Raw genomic sequence first — 18,090 nt, forward strand, 5'->3', positions numbered from 1 at the left:
CGATAACAGGAGAGTGGAATGAGTGAAGTCTGTTTTGTCGGCCTTGGTAATATGGGACGCCCTATGGCGGAGCGCATCATCGGTGCTGGCTACAAACTTGCCGTGAATGACCGCGCCGAAGCGGCGGTGGCCGCATTGGTTGCCGCAGGGGCGGAAGAGGCTGGCACCATCGGCGAGTTGACCGCGCGCGCAGAGACGATCTTCCTATCTTTGCCGACGCCCGAGGTGGTGGTCGCCGTCGGGCGCAGCATTGCGGCCAATCCCGGCGTGGTGAAACGCGTCGTCGATCTGTCGACCACCGGGCCGAAAGCCGAGATGGATCTGGCTGAAATATTGTTGGCGGCAGACATTGCCCTGATTGATAGTCCGGTTTCGGGCGGTGTCGCAGGTGCCAAGAAGGGCACACTTGCGCTTATGGCTGCTGGTCCTTCGGCGCATTTTTCGGTCGTTGAACCGATGCTGCTCGCGCTTGGCAAGGTGATCCGTGTTGCCGAAGAGCCGGGCAAGGCGCAAGTGATGAAGCTCATCAACAATATCTGCTCGGCTGCTGCATTGGCGATTACGTCAGAAGCCATGGTGATGGGTGCCAAGGCTGGTCTCGATGCCGATGTCATGATCGAAGTCCTGAATGCCGGTTCCGGTCGCACCTCCGCGAGCGCCGATAAAATACCGCGTTTCGTACTGCCGCGCGGATTCGATTTCGGCTTTGCCATCGGCTTGTCGCTCAAGGATATTCGTTTGTGCCTCGAAGAAGCCGAACGGCTCGGTGTACCGATGATGGTGGGCAATGCGGTGCGCATGCTTTTCTCGATCACCAAGGCCGATTTCGGTGCGGATGCCGACATGACAGCCATCATTCGCCCGCTTGAAAAATGGGCGGGCGCCGAAGTGCGCGGCAAAGCTGCTGGCGCGTGACATGAAGGGTTTAAGCCTCACTCTGGCGGAGTTTGTCCATGCTCCGCCCGCTTTGCCCGACGCAGTGCGTGCCGCGGGACGGCGTTCATTGCTTAATATGGTCGGGACGGCCATAGGCGGTTCGAACGAAGCGGCGATACAAAAACTGGCGGCTATGCTGCCGGCTTTTTCAGGACCGGCGAAAGCGAGCATCATTGGCCGCTCCGAGCGAGCCGACATGCTTTGGGCGGCCTATGTCAATGCCGCTTCCGCCAATATTTTCGACTTTGACGACACGCATGTGCCGACAGTCATTCATCCATCGGCCCCGGTTGCGCCAGCTGTTCTGGCACTGGCGGAAGCCATGGCGGGGGAAGGGCGGCCGGTATCGGGTAGGGCGCTGATAGAGGCCTTCGTTCTGGGTGCAGAAGTGACGTGCCGTTTGGGCAATGCGCTGCATCCGGTTCATTATGCACGCGGCTGGCACATTACCTCCACCTGCGGGACATTCGGTGCCGCTCTGGCGGCGGGTCAGCTGCTGGGGCTTTCCCCGTCGCAACTCGTCGATGCGCTAGGCCATGCTCTGGCACAAGCCTCCGGCTCGGTCGAAACATTGGGCACTATGTCCAAAAGCCTTTCCGTAGGGCAGGCGGCGCGATCTGGCCTGATGTTCGCCTTGCTGGCTGCCGACGGATATACCGGCCCGGCGGAACCGCTGGAGGGCGCGCGCGGCTTTCTGGCCCTGCATTCCGATGCGCCGGACTATGACGCGCTGACGGGCGGACTTGGCAGCGATTGGGAAATTTTGAAGAACACATTCAAGCCCTATCCATGCGGTGTGGTGCTCAATCCGGTCATAGAAGCCTGTCTTGAACTGCACGGTGAGGGCGGTCTGCGGGCCGGTGCCATTACCGCTGTGACATTGACCGGTCATCCGCTGCTGCGCCAGCGCACGGATAGGCCCGGCGTTACCACCGGACGGCTGGCGCAGGTCAGCGCCCAACACGCCGTTGCGGTCAGCTTGTTATGGGGCAAGGCCGATCTGGCGGCCTTTACCGATGCCGCCGTGGCCGATCCCGAACTGAAGGCGCTGGGCGAAAAGCTTTCCTTCGTCGATGATCCGTCGTTTTCTTTTGAGGCGGTCGAGGTTTGCGTTCTGCTCGAAGATGGGCGCAAACTCGTGCGCAGGATCGATGACGCCAGGGGCGGGCTGGCTCATCCAATGAGCAACGCCGAACTGGCGCAGAAATTCAAGGCGCAGATCGACTGGCGCGGGATCGCACTCGACGGCGACGCATTGATCGCTTCCCTTGAAGGGATTGAGAATGCCGCTGACGCAACATCATTTCTCAGCCTGGCGCGAGCCAGATAGCGCATCGAAATAAAAGTATAAGCAAGGGAGAACGAAATGAATGCAGGAAAAATTGCCGACCCGATTTTTACGCTGACCACCGGCCCCGTCGACGCCTATCCGGCGGTGTTGCGGGCCTTGTCGCGACCGGTTCTCTATGATTACGATCCGGCGTTCCTTGCGTTCTACGAGGCTGTGAATGCCAAGGTGCAGCGCGTGTTTCATACCAAGACACCGCCGGTTATCCTGCATGGCGAGCCTGTGCTGGGGCTGGAAGCGGCCGCCGCTTCGCTGATTACCAGAAACGATGTGGTGCTCAATCTCGTTTCGGGCGTCTATGGAAAAGGCTTTGGCTACTGGGCTGCGCGCTATGCCAAGGAAGTGGTCGAACTGGAAGTGCCCTATAATGAGGTGCTGACTGCTGAAGCCGTGGCTGATTGCCTCAAAAAACGCCCGGATGTGGCGATTGTGTCGATCTGTCACCACGATACGCCTTCCGGCACGGTCAATCCGGTCGCGGAAATTGGCGCGGTTGTTCAGGCAGCGGGCAAATTGTTTATCGTCGATTCCGTGTCGGCCTTCGGCGGCATGGATGTGCTGCCGGAAACGGCGCATGCCGACATGTTCGTGACTGGCCCCAACAAATGCCTCGGCTGTCCGCCCGGGCTGACGCTCCTGCATGTCAGCGATGCCGCCTGGGAGAAAATTGTCGCCAATCCCGATGCGCCGACAGCTTCCATTTTGTCGATCATCGATTGGAAGCGTGCCCATGAAGCCCACAAGCCATTCCCCTTCACGCCATCCGTTTCGGAGATCAATGCGCTGGATGCAGCACTCGATCTTTATCTGGAAGAGGGCGAACAGGCCGTCTGGGCGCGCCATGCCTGGACTGCCAGGGCCTGCCGTGCAGGCATTCAGGCCGCCGGTCTGAAGCTCTGGGCCGCACGGGAAGAAATCGCGTCGCCGACCTGTACGGCTGTGGCGATCCCGGAAGGGGTGGATGAAGCCAAATTGCGGGCGGCGATCCGCGACCGTTATGGAGTCGTCTTTTCGTCAGGACGCGGCGAGACGCTCGGCAAACTGACCCGCATCGGACATATGGGGCCGACGGCGCGCCCGACCTATTCGCTGGTCTCGGTCGCCGCCATGGCAGGCGGTCTCAAGGCGGCAGGCGTGCCGGATATCGACGTGGGTGCAGGCGTTGCGGCGGCGATGGCGGTGATTGAAGAGGCACCCGCTTAACGTTCTGCACCTAAAACGGGCAGAGAGAGCGAAGGGATGCTTTCAAAAAGTGCAGTTATCGTATAGTAATACGGTAATATGCCCGCTTTTCGCTTATGGGGCGCAAACTTATGGCGATATTGATGAACGGAAAAAACCCACCTATTGATTTCAAAGTAATAAAGGCCGCCGCACCTGTCCGTCACAGCGTTACGGAAAGTATCCGTAACTCTATCGCGATAGGGTATTTCACCGCCGGACAGCGCATCACGGAACGTGATTTGTGCGAAATGACCGGCGTGAGCCGCACGGCTGTGCGCGAAGCGCTACGGCAATTGGAGAGTGAAGGTCTCGTGGAAGTGGTGCCGCATCGCGGCCCCATCGTCGCGCGGCTGAAGCCCGAACAGGCCGAGGGCATCTATCAGGTTCGTGTCGAACTGGAAGGTCTTGCCTGCGAGCTGTTCGCCCAAAATGCGACCGATGATGACATTGCAGCTTTGAAGGCGGCGTTCGAAGTGTTGAAGAACAGCGATAAGATCACCGATCCTCTGGAGCGGCTGACAGCCAAAAACGCTTTCTATGACTGCCTGATCTACGGTGCGCATAATGAAGCGCTGGGGCATACGCTGTCGTCGCTGAACGCCCGCGTCATGGTTCTCCGCGCAACGTCGCTCGGCGCGCCGGGCAGAACGCGCGAAAGCCTCACCGAGCTGGAAGAAGTGGTTGGCCATCTGGCAGCCAGACGCGGCAAGGAAGCCCGCAAGGCGGCAGCTTATCACGTCATGAACGCAGGCAAAGTCGCAATCGCCATTCTGCGCGAGCGGCTTGCCGAAGAGGCTAGCGCTTCTTAAACTGGAAGCTTGACGCTGGGGTCATATTCCCGGCGTCGCGCCACCGTCGACATTGATGACCGTGCCATGGACATAGGCAGCCGCGGGGCTGCACAGAAAACGCACAACGTTGGCAACTTCTTCCGCTTCGCCATAGCGCTGGATGCCTTGCGCTTCCCGCAGCGCATCGCGGGCTGCATCCTGAGAAATATTCCGTTCTTTCGCCAGCACTTCAATACGACGCAGCAGCCGATCGGTCACGATATGACCGGGGCAGAGCGTATTGATCCGCATGCCGGTGCCTTGGGCGCGCTTTGAAATCGCTTTTGTAAAGTTGATCAAGGCCGAGTTGACCGAGCCGCCAATGGTGAAGTCCGGCTCGGGCGTATGCGCGCCGACACCCGATATATTCACAATGCTGCCTTTGCTCTCGACAAGAGCGGGCCACGCGGCCCGACAGAAGCGCACGGTGGCGTGAAATTTGAGCGCAAAACCTTCCAGAAAATCATCGTCGCTGAGTGACAGGAAATCGCCGCGTTTGGTCGCGCCTGCATTGTTGATCAGCGCATCGATCCGTCCGGTGGCGGCAAGCGTATTGGCGACAACTTTTTCAGCGGCACCGGGCTGCGAAAGATCGGCGGCAATGGTGACGACTTCCGGCGCGCCAGCGGCGCGTGCAGCCTCCGCAGTCTCTTCCAGCGCTGCCGCATCACGGGCACAAAGACCAAGGGCGAACCCGTCTTTTGCCAGTCCGATAGCGAAGGCTTTCCCCAGTCCGCGGCTCGCTCCGGTAACAATTGCTGTGCGCATTTTCTCTCTCTTATCAATGCTGATCTGCGGGCGTTTTGAAATTTCCCTTTATATCCAAATGGATGCAAGGATTTTCTGCAAATTCACCGCTAGTCGATTTTCAATATTGTATTACGGTATGATCATGCTATCGTATTCTCGCACTGTCAATCGGGGTGAGGTTCATGCGCAGCAGAGATCTTTCGGTGATCTGCGTTTCGGACCGGCTTCGTTCCAAATGGAGGGGTCAGATGCGAGGCTGTAACAGATTGGCAATTCGCCCAATCCAGGGCTTGTTCGAGCGCCGCTATGGGGCGGCGCATCGGGTTGCCTTGACGCCTGCCTCGCAGCGCACGTGCACCGGTTCCGGCGTTACGCCTGCACGCCGCTCCATCGGGATTTCGGCGCGTGTTGCCCAGTCATCTCCCTTGTGCCCGCACCAGATGCGCTGCACGGCCATCTTGTCGCCGACCGAGTTCAACTGGAAGACATTGCCCGTCTTCACATCGACACCAAAGCTGAATGAACGGCTCGCGCCGGGTGCAACTTCGCCAAGATCGGCGGAAAACCAGTGCGCGAAAGCAGCCGAGCATGCCAGTGAAGTCTTTCCACTGTTTTCGACGGTAATGTCGAGCGATTGGCCGCTGATTGCGGCTTGCGCGGTGTTTAATTCAAGAAGTGCTGTAGCAAGAAAGGTAAGGTGAATTCGCATTTTCAAACTTTGCTCCCGTTTGTACTTAAGATTCAACCGGAGAGTAAGAAATAGTCAACAAAATTCTACAATAGGGAACGACAAAATGAAGAAAATGGGATTAAGTACATTAAGTAAAGCTGTGCTTGCTCTTGCAGTAAGCGGCTGTATGGCCAGTACTGCATTGGCGGAAGATATCAAATCAATTGCTATTCTGGCCCCGGAAATGGGAACCGACATGGGCTGGAACCAACAGGGCGTGGCCGCTGCCAAGGCCGCTGGCGAAGCTGCCGGTGTGAAGGTCGTGGTTGCAGAAAATCTCGGTTATGGCGACGTGCGCCCAACGCTGCGCGAGCTTGCCGAAGATGGCGCCGGTCTGCTGATCGCGCATGCTTCCGGCTACAACACGGCCGCGCCGGAAATCGGCGAGGAAATGAAGGTTCCCGTCGCGATTGTCGACAGCCCCGACAAGCTTTCTGCGGGCAAGGTGGCCGATTACACGGCTGCTGGTAGCGATGGTGCTTATCTCGCCGGTCGCCTCGCCGCCAAGGTCAGCCGCACCAGGGTCGTCGGTATCGTCGTTTCGGGTGAGCCGCCATCGTGGAACAATATGTCGGTTGCTTTTGCGCAGGGCGTGAAGGCCGAAAATCCGGCGGTTGAAGTTCGTTATGCCGTCATTGGACCAGCTGCCTATGCGGATGCCGCAGGCGGCAAGCGCGTGACGGAAACAGTTATCGCTTCAGGCGCTGACGTTATCTTTGGACAGGGCAACGGTTCCAGCTTCGGCATGTTGCAGGCCGTTGAAACCACGCCTGCCACGGATGGCGGCAAGGCCTATTTCATCGACGTCATCGGCGACAAGAGCCCGATCGACAAGGGCTACCTTCTGTCTTCCGTGATCTGGGACCTGAAACCCGTTTATGCGGCGATGATTCAGGACCTGAAGGACGGCAAATATGGCAGCTATAACTATAATATCAAACTGGATGATGGCAGCCTGCGTCTTCTGAAGACCAAGAACATCCCGGACAATGTGTGGAAGGAGATCGAAGATCTTCAGGCCAAGGTTGTCTCCGGCGAGATCAAGGTTGAGCCGAAGTTCGATGCCGACAGCGTGCATGCGTTGGTGAAAACGGTCGCTTCCAAGTAACCGGCTTGCTCAGGCATCGGCACAGAAATCGGGTTCGATTTCTGAAAAGCGCGATGCATGGATAAAGCAGTGAGAGCGAATTTTGTGCGTTCGCAAGGACGCACGGCGCTCGAATACCCGTCTCGTTGCTTCCGGGCATTGTCGTGATCCATCCGGTCGCGACGAGACGGACTTCCATGAAGGACAGTTTGATGCAGGCGACAACAGAAAAAGCAGTCCCTCTTTCATCACACGCAATAAATTCTCCGGTCAGTTCTTCGGGCATGCCCTTTGTCACTCTGCGCGGCATAACCAAGCGCTTTCCGGGCGTCGTCGCCAATAATAATGTCAGTACAGATATCTGGCCGGGAGAGGTTCATGTTCTCCTGGGCGAAAACGGCGCGGGCAAGTCCACACTTGTCGGCATGCTGTCAGGGCTACAGCAGCCCGATGATGGCTGGATCGAGGTGGATGGCGCAAAGGTCAACATCACATCGCCCCGCCATGCCTTGTCGTTAGGGATCGGCACAGTGTTTCAGCATTCCATGCTGGTGCCGAGTTTGACGGTCGTCGACAATTTTACGCTTGGTGGCGCGTGGTGGCGGAAACCGGATCGCAGCGGGGTTGCGCGGCGGATCAACGAAACGGCGAACCGAGTAGGGCTGCGGGTCGATCCGTTTGCGCTGGTCTCCAGCCTGTCGCTCGGCGAACGCCAGCAGGTGGAAATTCTGCGTGCCTTAATGCGCGGCAGCCGATGCCTGATCCTCGACGAAGCGACAGCCATGCTGACGCCCAATGAAGCTGTGTCGCTGGGGCAGCTGATGCGGCGGCTTGTAGCGCAAGGGCTGGCGGTCATATTCATCACCCACAAGCTCAATGAGGCGCTTGCCTATGGCGACCGGATTTCCGTGTTGCGCCTCGGCAAGAACGCTGGCGCTATCGCGCCGGAAGAGCTGAAATCCCATACCGATGCAGAAAACACAGCCAATATAATTCGGCTGATGTTCGGAAATGCCGCAACGGGCGACGGTGAAACCGCGCCGCGTGTCAGTCGCGATCTGGGCGCGACGGTTCTGACGGTCGAAAAGCTTAACTCCAGCGCAGGGCGCATTCCGGTTCGCGACGTTTCGCTGACAATCCGCGCAAGGGAAGTGCTGGGGATTGCCGGGATCGATGGCAACGGCCAGAAAGAACTCGCGGAAGCGCTTGCGGGCCAAGCGCCTTCTGTTGGAAGCGTTCGCTTGCACGGAACTGAAATCGGCGCGCTTTCGGTTGGCGAACGCCGCACGGCTGGGTTGCGTTACGTGACGGACGATCGTCTCGGCGAGGGAACGGTGGGGGCTTTTGCCGTCGCCACCAATTTTCTGCTGAAGGACATTGGTGCTGCGCCGTTCTGGCGCAAAGGGCTGGAAAAACCGCAACAGATCCGCGCCCAGGCTACCGAACATGTTCGCAATTTCGATATCCGCACGCCGGATGTCCAGACGCCGGTCGGCACCTTGTCGGGGGGCAATATCCAGAAGGTTCTGCTGGCGCGCGAACTGACGGGCGCAGCCGAAGCGGTGATTTTTGCAAAGCCGACCTATGGGCTCGACGTGAAAAACATTCGGGCCACGCGCCAGCGTATTCGCGATGCTGCAGATGCTGGCAAGGCCGTGTTGCTGATTTCCACCGATCTGGACGAGCTTCTGGAGCTCGCCGACAGAATAGCCGTGATCGAGCAGGGCAGAGTGCTGGGCACGGTCCAAAATGGAGCAGGCGCGCGCGATGCCATCGGCCGTCTGATGAGTACCGGAGAAGAAGAATGAGCGATCAGCAAGCCGGCACGGCTGGGATGGCTGGACAGATGACACGTCCGCCTTTTTCCGCGTGGGGCAGAATCCTTGCCGTCAGCGTTGGACCGCTGGTCGCGGCCCTTGTTCTGGGTGGGCTGATCCTGCTCGCCATGGGCGTCAATCCGCTAAGTTATTATGCCTATGTGGTCGAGCGGGGGATTTTATCGCCGTCCGGTCTATCGGCAACGCTGACCCGTATGGGGCCGTTTCTGCTGATCGCGGCAAGCCTGATTGTTGCCTTCCGCGCTGGCATCTGGAACCTCGGCGGCGACGGGCAGTTTCTGCTCGCTGCGGTGATTGTCGCGGCTACCACACCGCTTTTGCACACGGCTGGATTGCCGATCTGGCTCAACCTCGCCGTCGGTCTGGTAATCGGTCTGGCGGTCGGGGCGGTCTGGGGCCTGTTGCCTGCCATGCTGAAGGCGTGGCATGGGATCAATGAAATCATCACCACTTTGATGATGAGCTTCCTTGGTGTTTCGTTGGCCAATGTGCTGGTGAAGCTCGCTTTTCTCGATCCAGCGACCACGACTCCGCAAACGCGCACGCTTCCGGTGGATGCGCGCTTGCCGAAACTGTTCGATACGACCATTTCATCGGGCCTGATCATCGGCCTCGTCGTTATCATAGTCATGCATTTGATGATGACAAAAACGTCGTTCGGTATGAAATTGCGACTGGTCGGGGCCAATCCACGCGCCGCTGTTCATGCTGGTTTGTCGGTTCCGAAACTGACCATCGCCGTCTTTGCCATTTCGGCAGGTCTTGCCGGGCTGTCTGGTGCCGTGGATATTCTGGGCACGCAAGGCAATGTCCGCGCGGACTGGAATCCGGCCTATAGCTTAACGGTGGTGCCGCTGGTTTTCCTCGCACGGCTCAACGGCTTCGGCTCCATCGCCTATGTCTTCCTGTTTTCCGCCCTCACAATCGGTGGGGAAAGCGCAGCGCGTCGGCTTGGTGTCCCAAGCTTCTTCTCGCTCGTCATCGTGGCGTTGTTGCTGATCACACTGGCGCTAGCGGAATATTTTGACAAGAACCGCCGTTACCGGGCGAAGGTCTGAGGAGGAGAAAACATGGCGCTTTTTACGGAAAGTTTCATCATCACTCTGTTCCTCGGCGCAATCGCTGCGGGTACACCACTTTTGCTGGCCGGTCTCGGCGAGCAATTGTCGGAAAAGGCAGGCGTGCTGAATATCGGTCTCGAAGGCATGATGCTAGCCGGTGCCTATGCCGGTTTTCTGGTGGCATGGACCACCGGCAGCATGGGGCTGGGCTTTGTCGGCGGCATCGCTGCGGGCGCGTTCATCGCATCCTTCATGGTGCTGTTTTGCGTGCGGCTCGGCCTCAATCAGATCGTCATCGGTATTGCTCTGACGCTGGCGGTGCAAGGCCTGACCGCTCTTCTGCATTTCGTGCAGTTTTCGCAGACTTATCCACGTCTGGATGGTGCTCCGAAATGGCCCATCTGGCCTTTGTCCGAAATTCCCGTGCTGGGGCCAATCCTGTTCAACCATAATCCGGTTGTCTATGTGGCGGTTGTTCTGGTAGCGGTTTTCGCTTGGATCTATCGTATGACGCATCTTGGCACGGCATTGCAGGCGGCAGGGGACAAACCCGCAGCGCTCGACGCAACGGGGGTGGACGTCGTCCGCACGCGAAGCATTGCCGTGCTGATAACGGGCGCATTGGCCGGTCTCGGCGGTGCTTTCATGTCGGTCGCAGTTGCGGGCGTGTTCATTCCGTTCATGAGCCATGGCAATGGCTTCATCGCCATTGTTCTTGCCATGCTGGCGCGCGGCAGACCGCTGTGGGTATTGGGCGGCGCATTGCTGTTCGGTGTCAGCCTGTCGCTGGCCACGGCGCTACAGGTTGCTGGCGTCAATGTGCCGACAGACGTGATCCAGATGTTGCCGTTTGTGATGGTGATGTTGGTGTTGTTGATCGCTGGCCGCAAGGCAAGCTTGCCACAAGCACTTGGTGAGAGCTTCGTGCGAGGAGCACGTTAGTCGCTGCATGTGCGATGGCCAATGCGTTCCGCTTTATGAGAATATGGGCCATCGCTCTATTAAACCATTGGCATCGGATCATAGTGACATGTAACAGCAAGAGATGGCGATAAGAGTGCCTAAGATCGAAGGCGACTGCGGTAATGAAGTCGGGCCACCAGTTGTGCTGAATTGAGCGGATGCAAAAGTTTACGAAAGCGCTGCACTTACCACTCATCATATAAAAATCTATTGTTTAGCGTGGGCCGACGGACCCGCCAATGTTTTGTTCGCGCGAAGAGGCTCTAACCGTGATCGACAGATTCTGACTGGCAAATCTGAAGAAGACTGCGGAACTGGCGAGTTTTTTCGATGCAACTCTTCAAGTTCTTGACTTAAAATCATAAACAAAGCTGGAAATTACTGAAATTCAGATCGGAACTGTCAAAAGCTCACTGCAAAACTGGAGTCATTTTTGGAGAATGCGGTGACATGAATTCTCGCCCCAAGGTATCTTATTGACTACCGTATAGGTGCGCGGTGGGCTAGTACGTATTTCAATCATTGAAGCGACATATGCTGCACCATCCCCGCCGCCAGAAAATCCACTACAGCTCTGACGGACGGTAACTGCCCGCGACGATGCGGCATGAGTAAGGTCGTCGTCGCGCCTTCCATTTCCCATGACGGGAATAGCCGCACTAGGTGTCCACTCTCGATGTGTGGGCGCGCCAATCCGCGTGGAAGATTGGCAATCGCCATTCCTGCCAACGCCGCATTCACGATCATGAACGGGTCGTCCGTAAGCAGCTTCGGCACTGGCTGCACGAGCTTAACGTCACCTTTGTCGTTGCGCAGCGGCCATTTGACGACTGCACCATTGCTTTCAGGAACAATCCCGAAATGCGCGGTGAGTTCTTCTGGTTGATCCGGGCTGCCATTCACATTGAGATAGGTTGGAGACGCAACCAGATAGTTGGGCGCATAGCCAAGCCGATGCTGGATATACCCCGAATCCGGCAATGGCTCGCGGTGGGCGCGTATCGCCAGATCAAACCCTTCCTGAACCAGATCGACGTAGCGGCTGGTAGCGACCAACCCGATCTGGATTTTGGGGTATAGCCTTGCCAATTCGGGCAGCAGGTCAGCCAGCGCTATCTGTATGGTTGCCATTGAGGCCGAAATACGGACCAGCCCACGCGGCTCGCCCAGGCGTCGTTTCACGACGTCTTCCGCAGCCTCTGCTTCCAAAAGCGCCGCCGCAGCGTGTCGATAAAAATCTTCACCGGCCTCGGTTACGCCAAAATGACGCGTCGTGCGCTGGATGAGGCGAACCCCCAGATCCTTTTCCAGTTCGGCAACGCGCTTGCTGAGGGTGGATTTGGGGATGCCCAACGCCCGTGAGGCAGCGGCGAAGCCGCGATTGTCCACCACCTGCACAAAGAAGAAGAGATCGTTCAGTCTGATATCCGGCATCGTCACTGTCCATAAATGGAGACAGTTAATCCATTTTAGCTGTCTACCGGGCCACTGTCTCTAAAGGTAGCCTAGGAGGATGTTCAAAGAAACAAGAAATGGCACCCATGTTGCGTTCGATCACAGGCATTCAAGAGGCGAAACACGCCGACACGACGAGCGACAATGGCGCGCTCATCGCGGTGCTTGGCGCGAGTTGCCTGACCGCCATGGCAGCGACTGCCATAACCCCAGCGCTTCCTGGCATGGCGCATGCGTTCGCGGGCACACCGAACGCCCGGTTTCTGGTTAAGATCGCGCTCACATTGCCAGCGCTGATCATCGCCTTGTCTGCAACGATCGTTGGAACGATGGCCGACCGGGTCGGAGCCGGCAGGGTGTTGATTGCCTCCGCACTCCTTTTGGCCATTGCGGGCTCTGCCGGGCTTTACGCCCCCACATTATTCACACTCCTGATCTCACGTGCAGTTCTTGGTTTCGCAATCGCGGGAATGAGCACAGGCGCTCTCACGCTGATTGGTGCGCTCTACGAAGACGAACGACGTCGGCGTGTCATCGGACTACAAGGCGCAGCAGCCTCATTCGGTGGGATGGCATTCCTGTTACTGGGCGGCCTGCTGGCGGCCTATGACTGGCGCCTTCCTTTTGCGACCTACCTTCTCTCCATTCTGCTGATCCCGGTGATGCTCGCTTGCATCCCGCGCGGTGTCCTGGTGGCGAGCGTCAACACTTGCAAAACATTGGAACCGACCCGCTGGGGGCACGTCGCCTTCGCCTATTGCGCGGCATTCCTCGGCATGATCCTGTTTTATGTCATCCCGGTGCAGTTGCCATTCCATCTGCGGGCGCATGGCGTCACCGACCCCACGTTGACCGGCTATGCGCTGTCGCTGTGCACGTTTGCTAGTGGACTTGCCGCAACCTTCTATAGTCGTCTCCGCCAACGGATGTCGCCGCCCATGATGGTCGCAATCGCATTTGCGATGATCGCCATCGGACAGACATTCGTCCTCTCCGGCTCCTATGCGTCGGCGCTAGGCGGGATGGCCATCGCCGGATGTTCGACAGGCATTCTACTTCCTACCGTCAATGGTCTCGTTCTGACCGCCACGCCCGCCCCCAAACATGGGCGCTTCGCGGGCGGGGTCGCGGCCAGTCTGTTCCTCGGGCAGTTTCTGGCGCCGGTCAGCGCGGGAATCGCGGAGCGTCTGGCGGGAAGTGTCTTTCTCGGAACAGCGCTGGGCGCAGCAGTGGTGGCCGTCATCATTGCCGTTGGATACGTGTCTAATCGGCGAACCGTTTGGCGCTGAGACCTCTCAAGTCAGAAAGGAACAATAACCGTGAAGAAGCTCCGCATCGGGGTCGTCATCAGCACGACCCGGCAGAACCGTTTTGCCGATAAACCCGCACAGTGGATCATGGGTCATCTCGCACAGCGAGAAGAGATCGCGGCAGAAATCATTGATCTCAGAGACTACCCCATGCCTTTTTTCGATGAGGTCACGTCACCAGCCTACGCAGCTCCTGACAATCAGGCCGCGCGCCAATGGGCGAGCAAAGTCGACGAGAAAGATGGCTTCATCTTCATTACCGCGGAGTACAATCGCAGCATCCCTGGCGTTCTGAAGAACGCGCTCGACCACGCTTATCGGGAATTCAACCGCAAGCCGGCGGCGTTCATCGGCTATGGCGGGGTGGGTGCGGCACGCGCGATCGAACAGTTGCGACTAATTTGCTGTGAGCTTCAACTCGCACCGTTGCGCACCGCCGTGCACATTGGCATGGAGCAATATCTCGCGATCGCCAATAGCGAAAAGCGGATTGGTGATTTTGATTATCTCAACATCACGGCCATCAGCATGATCGATGATCTCGTGTGGTGGGCTGATGCCTTGAGCGAGCGCAACGACCAGCATGGAGCCTAATCGAAGAGAGAGCCCGGTGGATGACGCTGCAAAGCCCAAAAAGATCGATCCGACGATTCAGTCGCAGGCACTTACTACGTCTGAGCATCGACGGAATGAAGAGTATTTGCTTGGCAGGCATGTTGCTCTTGTGTCCCTGATCCAGATGCTGGCGGGGTGTTGGGGCCCGCCAGAAGGAGGGGGAGCGCGAACCACGTCGGAAGGAAAACCGCAAGGTGTCGGCATATAAAACAGAAGGTTCCAGCAAAGCAAGAGAACCTTCTTTCAGAACGACCGCGCTTAGCTCCGCTTCCGGCGGCGGCCTTGTGAGGAGTGAGTCTGGGGAGTAATTTCTTGACTGGCAATCTTAAAAAGTAAGATTGAACACGTGAGCGTCAAAACGCCTATGCTTCCAGCCCTGCAGTTTGACGTGACTTGGGGGTGGGTTTGCGAATGCCCGCCTGCTCGAGTAATGGCAGCACAGTGTCGCGGAAATAGGGAAATTCCTCCGCGTAATCTACGAAGGAGAGCGTCGTACCGGAGAATCCGGCCTTTTGCAGCGATATTAGTCCGTCTGCCACCTGTTGGGGTGTGCCAATCAGTGGGAAACCGCCATGCCCAGCCGCCATCCGGTCGCGGATCAGCGCCAGTAGGTCGTGGGGGAACGAATGGGCGTGGGCAAATTGCAGCTTCACAAGATTGTCCACAGCAACCCAATCGGCATTGTCTTTGCCGAAATGTTGCAGATATTCAGTGGCCTCTTTCTCCGTCGGCCGACATACAACGTGAGAGAATGTCAATACACCGACATTGCGCCCTATGTCGGAACCTTTCGATTTCAGTTCTGCAATTTCGGACCTGGAGCGATCCAGATCTATGGCAGGCGTAAACAGAAAATCAGCATTCCTCAGAGCAAAATCGCGCCCCTGACCGGAGCCCGCAGCATTCAGTATCGGCACTTGGCGTGACGGACGGGGCGCGCCCAAAATGCTTTTCAAATCGAAGAATTTGCCGACATAGTCGAAGGCATCTGTCTTTTGCCAAAGGACTTTTACGATATCGAACCATTCGTCAGCGTAAGCGTAGCGACTTTCGTGATCCGCTGGCAAATTGAGACCTAGCGCTTCGTATTCTGGCTGGTTCCAGCCTGCAACGATATTGAGGCCAATACGGCCGTTGCTGATCTGATCGATTGTGGCGATCTGCTTTGCCACGACGGCTGGATGATTGGCGGCCGTGTGAATGGTCGCGAAAACGTTGATGTTTTCTGTGCTGGCAAGCAGGCCTGCAGCCCATGTCATCGTTTCCAGCACGTCGCCATGGAAGTTTGTATCGCCACCGTAGCCGATCCAGCGTGCAATCGGCAGCATGAAATCGATGCCAGCATCGTCCAGAAGGCGGGCAAGCTTGAGATTGTTTTCCCAGGTGTTTTTCCACCGCTCCGGCACTTTTGTCACCGACATCCCGCCCGAACAGTTGGATGCGAACGTGCCAAGCAAAAACTGTTCGCCGGCGAACATAGTGTTCTCTGTCATGGTTATATTCCCCTATTTTCGTTATAAATTATGATAGAAAGTCTATTTGAAACTTCAAGCTTGTCAATCGCTAATCATGCTATCACCATAACATGCGAGGTATCGGAGCGTGGTTCATGAGCAAAAACAGAAAAAGCGGCGATAGCGAAAGACATGGAATCGACAAAAGCTGGCATCTTGCTTGCACTCCTTTGGAGATTAATGTCGCCGAGATGGAATTTGCGTTAATGCGCGCCTTCGAGGCTTTTGGGCGATGGCAAGCTGAATGTCTGGGCTCCGTGATCGAATTGGCGGCAAGCGGCCCGGAAAATGCAATGCTCCATATTATCCGTATGAATGAGCGACCTAAATCTATTAAGGATTTGGCACGGCTTTCGAATAGGGAAGACATCCCTAACATGCAATATAGCCTGCGAAAGTTGATCGGCGCCGGGCTTGTCGAGAAGACTGGAAGCGGGCGCTCCGGTGTTAGTTACACTGTGACGGAAAAAGGCAAAGAGGTGACCGACCGATACGCGGAAGTGCGTAGGTCACTTCTTTCGAACGCCATTGGTTCGATTCACAATCTCCACCATGGGCTTGAAGAAGCGACTAGAACGCTTGATCTCATGACCGGGATTTATGAACATGCAGCACTGAGTGCAGCAACACATAGGCGTTTACCGAAAGTGCCAATCAAGGAGTGAACTCGGTGCGCCTGCAACCGGCCGATTTTTGGCGCGAGAAATGAGGCCATTTGAGCCAGAGGCGCGAAGAAGGGCGCTCGAAATAGTAACAGTTACCTGGCGTGTGGAAATTTGGCAAAAGCCACGCCGATTGTGAACGATAGCCCGTACAAGGTTGTAGATCTCGGAATGCCGCCGGTAGTCCTGGTTGAGGTAGCAAAGCGATCTTAATGAATTGAAAAATGCGATGCGTTCTCCTGTGTCAAAGCCATTTAGATAATAGGATATTATGCGCAAGCGAGACACATCAGAATCTGTATCGTTACAGATATTTTATCAATTTGTTGAATGTCCTCTTTATTATAGTGATTCCTTGACGGTCTTTCGGCGAAGAAAACGGGAAGAAACCCCCTAATAGCTTGTAAATCCCTGAGCTTAGAATTCGATCCAAATTAAACGCTTGCATATCAGGCTGTTTTCAATACGATACCTGTAACGTTTCAGATTTGGGAGGAGATGAAATGTATCGATTAAAGTTCGCGGCTATGGTCGCATCGGTGTGCTGTGTAATCACCGGGTCGGCCTCGGCGGCAGATCTTGAAGTGACGCATTGGTGGACTTCGGGCGGCGAAGCGGCCGCCGTTAAGGTTTTGGCTGAAAAATTCAATGCGCTCGGTGGCGATAAGTGGGTCGATGGCGCCATTGCCGGTAGTGGCTCTACGGCGCGTCCCGTCATCATCAGCCGTATTTTGGGCGGTAATCCGATGGGCGCTACCCAGCTCAATCACGGACGGCAGGCGGAAGAGCTGGTTCAGGGCGGCTTGATGACCGATCTTACTGAACTCGCTGAAAAGGAGGGATGGGCCGATTTTATACGCCCGAAGAGCCTGCTTGAATCCTGTACCTATCAAGGGCGTCTTTATTGTGTGCCATTGAACATTCATTCTTGGGAATGGATGTGGATCAACCCGCAAGCCTTTCGAGATGTTGGCGCGGAACCACCCAAAAACTGGAACGATCTCGTTGCTGCGGGACCAAAGCTCAAGGAAAAGAACATCGTGCCGCTGGCTACCGGCGATGGGTGGCAAGTAAACGGCATGCTGACGGTGTTGACGACGGCTATTGGTGGTAAGGACCTCTACCTCAAAGTCAACAAGGACAAGGACGCCGAAGCAGCGCGTGGTCCTGAAATGAAGAAGGTTTTCGAGGCGCTATCTGAGGCGCGCGCGCTGGCTGATCCCGGTTATGTCGGCCGTTCATGGAACGAAGCCACCAATATGGTTCTGACGGGCCGTGCCGGGACGCAGATCATGGGGGATTGGGCGCAAGGCGAGTTTGGCACCGCTGGTAAGGTCGCGGGAAAGGACTATGACTGCTTGCCGGGACTCGGCGTCCACCAATACCTCGATACGGGGGGCGATGCGATATACTTCCCCAAGAATAAGGATCCAGAAGTCACTAAGGCTCAACTCAAACTGGCAAGCATGCTCGTTGCCAAGGATACGCAGGTCGCTTTCAATCTCGCAAAGGGATCATTGCCGATTCGTGGCGACATTGACCTCGATGCGGCTTCGAGTTGCATGCGCGCAGGCATTGATATTCTGAAGAATCCGGACAATATCGTCCCATCGGTTGAACAGTTGCGCGCGCCCGATACGCAGGGGCAGATCGAAAGCCTTTCGGCGGAATTCTTTTCTAATCCTGACATGACGGTCGATGATATTCAGGAACGTTTTGCGGAGATCATCGAACAGGCGCATTAGCTCAGTTAAAAATCTGGCGTTG

General features: G+C 56.7%; 16 protein-coding genes. 12 read left to right on the forward strand and 4 right to left on the reverse strand.

Going from position 1 to position 18,090, the window contains the following annotated elements:
* Positions 1-18: 18 nt before the first annotated feature.
* The 4 genes from JAU75_RS13060 to JAU75_RS13075 all read left to right on the forward strand — a co-directional run bounded on the left by JAU75_RS13060 (position 19) and on the right by JAU75_RS13075 (position 4,317).
* Positions 19-915 carry an NAD(P)-dependent oxidoreductase gene (locus JAU75_RS13060; RefSeq protein WP_199056935.1) on the forward strand — a complete coding sequence of 299 codons (897 nt, stop codon included), beginning with the start codon at positions 19-21 and terminating at the stop codon, positions 913-915.
* A gap of 1 nt (position 916) precedes the next feature.
* Positions 917-2,266 (forward strand): MmgE/PrpD family protein, encoded by a 1,350-nt coding sequence (locus JAU75_RS13065; protein ID WP_199056936.1) that lies wholly within the window; start codon positions 917-919, stop codon positions 2,264-2,266.
* Between the two features lie 36 nt (positions 2,267-2,302).
* Complete coding sequence (gene ppaT / locus JAU75_RS13070; protein WP_199056937.1) at positions 2,303-3,487, forward strand: pyridoxamine--pyruvate transaminase; 1,185 nt, start codon at positions 2,303-2,305, stop codon at positions 3,485-3,487.
* 122 nt (positions 3,488-3,609) lie between these two features.
* Positions 3,610-4,317, forward strand: a complete 708-nt coding sequence (locus JAU75_RS13075) for a GntR family transcriptional regulator (protein ID WP_199056938.1) — start codon at positions 3,610-3,612, stop codon at positions 4,315-4,317.
* Between the two features lie 21 nt (positions 4,318-4,338).
* Here the strand turns inward: JAU75_RS13075 and JAU75_RS13080 are convergent, their stop codons facing one another.
* Positions 4,339-5,106, reverse strand: a complete 768-nt coding sequence (locus JAU75_RS13080) for an SDR family oxidoreductase (RefSeq protein ID WP_199056939.1) — start codon at positions 5,104-5,106, stop codon at positions 4,339-4,341.
* 286 nt (positions 5,107-5,392) lie between these two features.
* Complete coding sequence (locus JAU75_RS13085; RefSeq protein ID WP_199056940.1) at positions 5,393-5,797, reverse strand: hypothetical protein; 405 nt, start codon at positions 5,795-5,797, stop codon at positions 5,393-5,395.
* A gap of 148 nt (positions 5,798-5,945) precedes the next feature.
* On the opposite strand from JAU75_RS13085, the gene JAU75_RS13090 reads away from it, so the two are divergent.
* From JAU75_RS13090 to JAU75_RS13105, 4 genes are all read left to right on the forward strand, one after another.
* Positions 5,946-6,926, forward strand: coding sequence for a BMP family protein (locus JAU75_RS13090; RefSeq protein WP_247880476.1), 981 nt, complete (start codon positions 5,946-5,948; stop codon positions 6,924-6,926).
* A gap of 263 nt (positions 6,927-7,189) precedes the next feature.
* The gene (locus JAU75_RS13095; RefSeq protein ID WP_199056941.1) at positions 7,190-8,713 is read left to right on the forward strand and encodes an ABC transporter ATP-binding protein; all 1,524 of its coding nucleotides are present in this window, start codon (positions 7,190-7,192) and stop codon (positions 8,711-8,713) included.
* Positions 8,710-9,801 (forward strand): ABC transporter permease, encoded by a 1,092-nt coding sequence (locus tag JAU75_RS13100; protein WP_199056942.1) that lies wholly within the window; start codon positions 8,710-8,712, stop codon positions 9,799-9,801. The genes JAU75_RS13095 and JAU75_RS13100 overlap by 4 nt, the downstream gene beginning before the upstream one ends.
* A gap of 12 nt (positions 9,802-9,813) precedes the next feature.
* Positions 9,814-10,746, forward strand: a complete 933-nt coding sequence (locus tag JAU75_RS13105) for an ABC transporter permease (protein ID WP_199056943.1) — start codon at positions 9,814-9,816, stop codon at positions 10,744-10,746.
* Between the two features lie 540 nt (positions 10,747-11,286).
* Here JAU75_RS13105 and JAU75_RS13110 read toward each other — a convergent pair.
* Complete coding sequence (locus JAU75_RS13110; RefSeq protein ID WP_199056944.1) at positions 11,287-12,201, reverse strand: LysR substrate-binding domain-containing protein; 915 nt, start codon at positions 12,199-12,201, stop codon at positions 11,287-11,289.
* Positions 12,202-12,299: 98 nt separating this feature from the next.
* Here JAU75_RS13110 and JAU75_RS13115 point away from each other — a divergent pair, with 98 nt between their 5' ends.
* Together JAU75_RS13115 and JAU75_RS13120 are read left to right on the forward strand one after the other, a co-directional pair.
* Positions 12,300-13,511 carry an MFS transporter gene (locus tag JAU75_RS13115; protein WP_199056945.1) on the forward strand — a complete coding sequence of 404 codons (1,212 nt, stop codon included), beginning with the start codon at positions 12,300-12,302 and terminating at the stop codon, positions 13,509-13,511.
* A gap of 30 nt (positions 13,512-13,541) precedes the next feature.
* Complete coding sequence (locus tag JAU75_RS13120; RefSeq protein ID WP_199056946.1) at positions 13,542-14,126, forward strand: NADPH-dependent FMN reductase; 585 nt, start codon at positions 13,542-13,544, stop codon at positions 14,124-14,126.
* A 383-nt stretch (positions 14,127-14,509) separates the two neighbouring features.
* Here the strand turns inward: JAU75_RS13120 and JAU75_RS13125 are convergent, their stop codons facing one another.
* Positions 14,510-15,640, reverse strand: coding sequence for an LLM class flavin-dependent oxidoreductase (locus JAU75_RS13125; protein ID WP_199056947.1), 1,131 nt, complete (start codon positions 15,638-15,640; stop codon positions 14,510-14,512).
* A gap of 116 nt (positions 15,641-15,756) precedes the next feature.
* On the opposite strand from JAU75_RS13125, the gene JAU75_RS13130 reads away from it, so the two are divergent.
* Together JAU75_RS13130 and JAU75_RS13135 are read left to right on the forward strand one after the other, a co-directional pair.
* Positions 15,757-16,326, forward strand: a complete 570-nt coding sequence (locus tag JAU75_RS13130) for a winged helix DNA-binding protein (protein ID WP_199056948.1) — start codon at positions 15,757-15,759, stop codon at positions 16,324-16,326.
* A gap of 500 nt (positions 16,327-16,826) precedes the next feature.
* Positions 16,827-18,068 (forward strand): ABC transporter substrate-binding protein, encoded by a 1,242-nt coding sequence (locus tag JAU75_RS13135; protein WP_199056949.1) that lies wholly within the window; start codon positions 16,827-16,829, stop codon positions 18,066-18,068.
* Positions 18,069-18,090 lie beyond the last annotated feature (22 nt).

The sequence above is a fragment of the Ochrobactrum sp. Q0168 genome (genome assembly GCF_016427605.1).
Taxonomy (GTDB): Bacteria; Pseudomonadota; Alphaproteobacteria; order Rhizobiales; family Rhizobiaceae; genus Brucella.

What these genes read in the sequence shown, in the direction of transcription:
- JAU75_RS13125 (WP_199056947.1), bottom strand. Translation starts at nt 15,640, where the DNA reads ATGACAGAGAACACTATGTTCGCCGGCGAACAGTTTTTGCTTGGCACG.
- JAU75_RS13135 (WP_199056949.1), top strand. Translation starts at nt 16,827, where the DNA reads ATGTATCGATTAAAGTTCGCGGCTATGGTCGCATCGGTGTGCTGTGTA.
- JAU75_RS13090 (WP_247880476.1), top strand. Translation starts at nt 5,946, where the DNA reads ATGGCCAGTACTGCATTGGCGGAAGATATCAAATCAATTGCTATTCTG.
- JAU75_RS13095 (WP_199056941.1), top strand. Translation starts at nt 7,190, where the DNA reads ATGCCCTTTGTCACTCTGCGCGGCATAACCAAGCGCTTTCCGGGCGTC.
- JAU75_RS13115 (WP_199056945.1), top strand. Translation starts at nt 12,300, where the DNA reads ATGGCACCCATGTTGCGTTCGATCACAGGCATTCAAGAGGCGAAACAC.
- JAU75_RS13110 (WP_199056944.1), bottom strand. Translation starts at nt 12,201, where the DNA reads ATGCCGGATATCAGACTGAACGATCTCTTCTTCTTTGTGCAGGTGGTG.
- JAU75_RS13105 (WP_199056943.1), top strand. Translation starts at nt 9,814, where the DNA reads ATGGCGCTTTTTACGGAAAGTTTCATCATCACTCTGTTCCTCGGCGCA.
- JAU75_RS13060 (WP_199056935.1), top strand. Translation starts at nt 19, where the DNA reads ATGAGTGAAGTCTGTTTTGTCGGCCTTGGTAATATGGGACGCCCTATG.
- JAU75_RS13100 (WP_199056942.1), top strand. Translation starts at nt 8,710, where the DNA reads ATGAGCGATCAGCAAGCCGGCACGGCTGGGATGGCTGGACAGATGACA.
- JAU75_RS13085 (WP_199056940.1), bottom strand. Translation starts at nt 5,797, where the DNA reads ATGCGAATTCACCTTACCTTTCTTGCTACAGCACTTCTTGAATTAAAC.
- JAU75_RS13075 (WP_199056938.1), top strand. Translation starts at nt 3,610, where the DNA reads ATGAACGGAAAAAACCCACCTATTGATTTCAAAGTAATAAAGGCCGCC.
- JAU75_RS13065 (WP_199056936.1), top strand. Translation starts at nt 917, where the DNA reads ATGAAGGGTTTAAGCCTCACTCTGGCGGAGTTTGTCCATGCTCCGCCC.
- JAU75_RS13130 (WP_199056948.1), top strand. Translation starts at nt 15,757, where the DNA reads ATGAGCAAAAACAGAAAAAGCGGCGATAGCGAAAGACATGGAATCGAC.
- JAU75_RS13080 (WP_199056939.1), bottom strand. Translation starts at nt 5,106, where the DNA reads ATGCGCACAGCAATTGTTACCGGAGCGAGCCGCGGACTGGGGAAAGCC.
- ppaT (WP_199056937.1), top strand. Translation starts at nt 2,303, where the DNA reads ATGAATGCAGGAAAAATTGCCGACCCGATTTTTACGCTGACCACCGGC.